Source organism: Massilia sp. P2_C2 (assembly GCF_056404615.1).
Window position 1 is genome coordinate 24,930 of sequence record NZ_JBFUDR010000038.1, and the last position, 6,125, is coordinate 31,054.

Annotated in this window: 5 protein-coding genes; all 5 read right to left on the reverse strand. The window is 67.5% G+C overall.

The window, feature by feature from the left end:
- Positions 1 to 87 precede the first annotated feature (87 nt).
- Complete coding sequence (trpA, locus tag AC1DYX_RS07075; RefSeq protein ID WP_477257704.1) at positions 88 to 888, reverse strand: tryptophan synthase subunit alpha; 801 nt, start codon at positions 886 to 888, stop codon at positions 88 to 90.
- Between the two features lie 12 nt (positions 889 to 900).
- A complete protein-coding gene (trpB, locus tag AC1DYX_RS07080) occupies positions 901 to 2,145 on the reverse strand; it encodes a tryptophan synthase subunit beta (RefSeq protein ID WP_477257706.1) in 1,245 nt (414 codons plus the stop codon).
- Entirely contained in the window at positions 2,126 to 2,869 is a 744-nt protein-coding gene (locus tag AC1DYX_RS07085) for a phosphoribosylanthranilate isomerase (RefSeq protein ID WP_477257714.1), read from the reverse strand. The genes trpB and AC1DYX_RS07085 overlap by 20 nt, the downstream gene beginning before the upstream one ends.
- A gap of 62 nt (positions 2,870 to 2,931) precedes the next feature.
- A complete protein-coding gene (gene truA, locus AC1DYX_RS07090; protein WP_477257708.1) occupies positions 2,932 to 3,732 on the reverse strand; it encodes a tRNA pseudouridine(38-40) synthase TruA in 801 nt (266 codons plus the stop codon).
- Between the two features lie 11 nt (positions 3,733 to 3,743).
- Positions 3,744 to 6,125 (reverse strand): motility hub landmark protein FimV (locus AC1DYX_RS07095; RefSeq protein WP_477257710.1); only part of this gene is annotated, 2,382 nt, incomplete at its 5' end.

The window sequence follows — 6,125 nt, forward strand, 5'->3', positions numbered from 1 at the left end:
CTGACAGGACACACATGACTGGTCGCCGATCAATTGCCAAGAAAAGTGCTCTGACCCCGAATTTTCTGACCCCGAATTTTCCGAATTTTAGCGAGCGTCCAGGGCCGCGCGGATGCCGGCGACGAACGCGCGCACGGCGGCCGGCCCCTGCTCTTTCGGCGTGTTCTCCAGTTCCTGGATGATGCGGCTGCCGATCACGACGGCATCGGCCACCGCCGCCACCGACTTCGCCGTCTGCGCGTCGCGGATGCCGAAGCCCACGCCAATCGGCAGGTTGACGTGCTCGCGGATCGCGGCCACGCGCTTGGCCACGTCGGCCGTGTCGATGCCGCCGGCGCCCGTCACGCCCTTCAGCGAGACATAGTAGGAGAAGCCGCTGCCATAGCGCGCCACCTGCTTCACGCGTTCCGTCGTCGACGTGGGCGCGAGCAGGAAGATCAGGTCGAGGTCGTTCGCCTTCATCTCGGCGGCGAACGCTTCGCATTCCTCCGGCGGGTAGTCGACGACGATGGCGCCGTCGGCACCGGCGGCCCTGGCGCGGCGGACGAATTCGCTCTGGCCCATGCGTTCGATCGGGTTCGCGTAACCCATCAGCACGACGGGCGTGTGCTGGTTGGTCTTGCGGAACTCGGCGACCTGGGCGAACACGTCGGTCATGCTGATGCCGAACGTCAGGGCGCGTTCGCAGGCGCGCTGGATGACGGGGCCTTCCGCCATCGGGTCGGAGAACGGGACGCCCAGTTCGAGGACGTCGGCGCCGCCTTCCACGAGGGCGTGCAGCAGCGGGACGGTCAGTTCGGGTGCCGGGTCGCCCGCGGTGATGAAACAAACGAGGCCGGTCTTGCCCTGCTCTTTCAGGGCGGCGAAGGTTGGTGCGATACGGGACATTGTTGTTATTCCTTAATTAAAGTTGAGTCCCGCCCGTTGCGCCACGGTGTGCATGTCCTTGTCGCCACGGCCCGACAGGTTCACCAGGATGATCTGGTCCCTGGGCAGCGTGGGTGCCAGCTTGGCCGCGTAGGCGATCGCGTGCGACGATTCCAGCGCCGGAATGATGCCCTCGATGCGGCAGCAGTCGTGGAACGCGGCCAGCGCCTCGTCGTCCGTGATCGACACGTATTGCGCGCGCTGGCTGTCCTTCAGCCACGCGTGTTCCGGACCGACGCCCGGATAGTCCAGGCCGGCCGACACGGAGTGCGTCTCGATGATCTGGCCATGCTCGTCCTGCAGCAGATAGGTGCGGTTGCCGTGCAGGACGCCGGGGAAGCCGGCCGTCAGCGACGCGGCGTGCTTGCCGGAGTCGAGGCCCTCGCCAGCCGCCTCGACGCCCACCAGCTTCACGCCCGGCTCGTCGATGTACGGATAGAAGATGCCCATCGCGTTCGAGCCGCCGCCGATGCAGGCGACGACGTAGTCCGGCTGGCGGCCCGTCATCTGCGGCATCTGCACGCGGCATTCCTCGCCGATCACGGACTGGAAGTCGCGCACCATCATCGGATACGGGTGCGGACCGGCCACGGTGCCGATGATGTAGAACGTGTTCTCGATGTTCGTGACCCAGTCGCGCATCGCTTCGTTCAGCGCGTCCTTCAGCGTCCTGGAACCGGATTCGACCGGGACGACGGTCGCGCCCAGCAGCTTCATGCGGTAGACGTTCTGCGCCTGGCGCTTGACGTCCTCGCTGCCCATGTAGACCACGCATTCGAGACCGAAGCGCGCGCAGATCGTCGCGGTGGCCACGCCGTGCTGGCCGGCGCCCGTCTCGGCGATGATGCGCGGCTTGCCCATGCGTTTCGCGAGCAGTGCCTGGCCGATCACGTTGTTGATCTTGTGGGCACCCGTGTGGTTCAGGTCTTCGCGCTTGAAATAGATCTGCGCACCGCCGCCCTGCTCGGACCAGCGCTTGGCGTGGTACACGGGCGACGGACGGCCGACGAAGTGCGCCAGCTCGTAGCGGAATTCTTCGAGGAATTCAGGATCCTTGCTGTAGCGCGCGTAGGCGTCGTTCAGCTCGGCCAGCGCGTGGCTCAGCGTCTCGGCGACGAACGAGCCGCCATACGGGCCGAAGTGGCCGGTGGTGTCCGGCAGTTGGTAATCGGGGGTCTTGAACAGCGCCTGCGCGCCCTTAACTTGATTGGCTTTCATGATGTATCCGGCTTTCGGTGATAGCGTCGGCAGCCCGCACCGCGTCGACGAACGCGTCGATCAGGCGGGCATCCTTGATCCCCTTGCTGGCCTCGACACCGCTACTGATGTCGACCGCGAAGGGGCGTACCTGCGCCACCGCGCCAGTCACGTTGTGTACGCTCAAGCCACCACTCAAAACGACCCGAGGCGCGAGCTCTTTTGGAATAAGAGACCAATCGAAAACCTTTCCTGCGCCGCCGTAGGCATCCACGTACGTGTCGAGCAGCAGGCCCGAGAACCAGGGAGATGCGGCGCGGTATTGAGCTCCCGATTCTAGCAAATCGGCGGCGGTCGTGTCAGGTTTTACCCGGAAGGCCCGCACGAACGGACGCTGCACGGCGCCGGCCAGTTGCGCGCACGCCTCGGGCGTTTCGTCGCCGTGGAACTGCAGCAGCGACACGGGACCGGCCGCGACGACGGCGCGGATGTCATCCTCCGTCGCGTTGACGAACAGGGCGACCGCGTTCACGAACGGCGGCAATGCATGTGCCAGTTCGCCGTAGCGCTCGGGGGTGACGTAACGCGGGCTCTTCGGGTAGAACACGAAGCCGAGGGCGTCGGCGCCGGCGTGGACGGCGGCGTGCAGGTCTTGTTCGCGGGTGATGCCGCAGATTTTAATTCGAGTACGAGACATGATAGTTCGGGTAGGGTGGGCACCCCGTGCCCACGCGTATGTTTGCATCATGCCGGCTTCCGCGTGGGCTCAGGGGAGCCCACCCTACGGCAGGTGGTCAATCCAACATTCTACAACCAAGGAAGCGGAGCGGCCGGCTCCTGCGGCAATCCCCATTTCGGATCGTAGTCGATCGAGGCAAGGTACAGCCCATCCGGCATGAACGTGGGCGCCGCCGCGTCGCGCGAGCGTGCGTCCAGCACCTCGGCCATCCAGTGGGGCTCGTTGCGTCCGGTGCCCACGTAGATCAGCGAGCCGACGATGTTGCGCACCATGTGGTGCAGGAAGGCCGATGCCCGCACGGTGAACACGATGATGTCGCCGCTGCGCTCGATCCTGACTTCGTGCATCTGCTTGACGGGCGAATTCGCCTGGCAGCCCGACGCGCGGAAGCTGGAAAAGTCGTGCGTGCCGATCAGGTGCGCGGCCGCCTCGCGCATGCGCTCGACGTCGAGCGGACGGAAGACCCAGCCGGCGCGTCCGGCCAGCAGCGCGGACGGGTTGGCGTGGTTGTACAGCACGTAGTGATAGGTGCGCGAGCGGGCCGAGAAGCGCGCGTGGAAGTCCTGCCCTTCCGCATCCGGCGGGACCACGTGGGCCCAGCGCACGACGATCGATTCGGGCAGGAATGCGTTCGTGCCGCGCACCCACGATTGCGGGGCGCGCTCGAGGTCCGTGTCGAAGTGGACGACCTGCTCGATCGCGTGCACGCCGGCGTCCGTGCGGCCGGCGCACGTGGTCGCGAGCGGCGTGCAGGCGAATTTTTCAAGCGCGATTTCCAGTTGATCTTGAACCGTGTCGCGCGATGGCTGTTTCTGATACCCGTTCCAGGCGGTGCCCACGTACTGGACACCCAAAGCGATGCGTGCCAAAAAGCCTTACCTCACACCAGCGCCGCGCGCATCGAGTTGGCCCGGGCCGCCTGCTCGGGATTGCCGCCGCGGATGACTTCCTCGAGCAGTTCGCGCGCACCTTCCTTGTCGCCGATTTCCTGGTAGGCGATGGCCAGGTCGAGCTTCGTCTCCATTTCCATCTGGGCCGGCGACAGCGGTGCGTCGGCTGCGGCGGGGGCCGCGAACTGCGGCTCGGACAGCGTCTGCACGTCGGGCAGCGGCAGGCTGCCGTCGGCCGGCAGGTCGAGGTCGAAGCCGCCGATATCGAACTGCGGCGTCACCGGTTCCAGCACGATGCGATCCGGCTCGGCGAACGGCGCGTCGGCGGTCGCAGGCGTGGCCGGGATGTCGAACAGGTGCTCGTCCAGCGCGGCCGGCGGAATCGAGGCCGGGCTGGCGGCCGTTGCGGGCGCGCCGAAGTCCATCGCGTCGAGGTCGAACAGCGGGTCTTCCTGCGCGGCCGCCGGTGTCGGTTCCGGCGGCAGGTTTGCCTGCAGCTCGGTCGGCAGGTCGGGCAGGTCGAACTCTCGGGCCAGGTTGGCCATCTCGATGTCGGCCGAGGCTGCCGTCGCGGCGGCAGGGGCCAGCAGATCGTCGTCCGTGTGCGCTTCCATCTGCGGCACCGGGTTCGCGGCCTGGGTGGCGAAGTCCATGTCGAACGAGAAGTCGAGCGGCTCGTGTCCGGCCTGCGCGACCGGTTCGGTCTTGTCGAGCGCGACGGCGGGTTCGATGGCGGGTTCCATGGCGGCAGCGGCGACCGGCGCGGCCGGCTTCTCGAAGCTGCTCATGTCGAACTCGAAGTCGGGCACGTCGTCCGCCGCTTTCGCCGGCTGCGGCGCAGCCATGGGCTCGACCGGCTCGAACGCAAGGCCGCCCAGGTCGAAGTCGAGCACGTGGTCGTCCTCCACCGGCTCCGCCGCGGCCGCCGGGGCATTCGTCACGGGAGCCGGTGCCGGCTGCGCCGTCGCCATGGCGTCGGCGAAGTGCTGGCCGAAGTCCATCGGTTCGCCGTGCGGCACGGTTGCGTCCGACGCACCGAAGGCATCGTCCAGTTCCTTCGACAGCACGGCCTGCTGGGCCGGCTCCACGGCGCCGTGCGCCGGCGCGGCGCTGTGCGCGTACAGCGGATTCAGGGGATCGATCGACAGGCCCAGTGCGGCGGCCTGCGCCCATTCGTCGCCCTGGCCGCGCGTCATGCTGTAGAGTTCCGCGGCCTGCGTCTCGAAAGCGCGCTGGTCCTTGCGCGCGGCATAGATCTCGAGCAGCTTCAGGCGCACCGGATAGCGCTCCGGATGGGTGCGCAGGGCTTCCTTCAGGATTTCCTCGGCCTGGGCATCGCGGCCATAGGCGATGTAGACGTCCGCTTCCGCGACCGGATCGACTTCATTGGTGTCGAGCTGGCTGGCGGACGGCGCGAAGCTGGAATTGAACACGCTGTTGTTCGTGTCGACGCTCTGCCCGCCGGTCTCGGCGAACATCGAATGCGCCGGCTCCGGCGCCGCGCCCAGGATAGCCGGCTCGGCCACCGTCTTGACGACCTTCTTCTGGCGGCGCTGGGCAACGAGCAGCCCGCCCAGCAGCAGCGCGGCCGCGGCACCGCCGACCAGCGGCAGGTTGTTCATGATGAAGTCCATCAGGCCCGGTTCCGGCGGCGCGGCGGGCTTGGCCGGCTTGATCGAAGGGAGCTTCTTCGGTGCCGGTGCCTGCGACGCGTTCGCGGCCGAAGGTGGGGTAACCGCGGGCGTGGCGGGCGGCGCCGCATTCTTCTCGGCTTCGGCGCCGGCCTTGCTCTTGATCGTGACGACCTTCTCGAGGTCGGTCACATTGCGCTCCAACTCGCGTACGCGCTGCTGGGCATCGGCCAGTTCTTTTTCCTTGGCGATGCGGTCCTCGGTGCTCATCGTCGTGCCCTTGCCGGCCGGGGTGTTCGGCGCGGCCTTGGACAGGCGCAGCTGGTCCTGGGATTCGTTGGCGGCCGTCGGGCGCTCCTCGACCTTGGCCGTGATCTTGCCGGCCGCGCTCTGCCCCGGCTCCGGGGTCTTGACGGGCTCGGACGCGCCGACCTGGCCCGCCAGCTTGTTGCGGTAGGCATTGAAGTCGGCCGCGTGGGCGACGACGACGCCATGCGCCTCGGTGTCGTCGGTGGCGCGCACGGCGTCGACGGACGGCACGTTCAGGATGCGGCCCGACTTCAGGCGGTTCATGTTGTTGCCGATGAAGGCATCCGGATTCGCGCGGTACAGCGCGACGAGCATCATGTCGAGCGAGACGTCGACCGGCTTCAGTTGGGCGGCGATGCGGCCCAGGCTGTCGCCCTGCTTCACGCGGTAGCGCGCCGACTCCGAGCCTGGCGCCGGCGCTTCGGCGCGTGC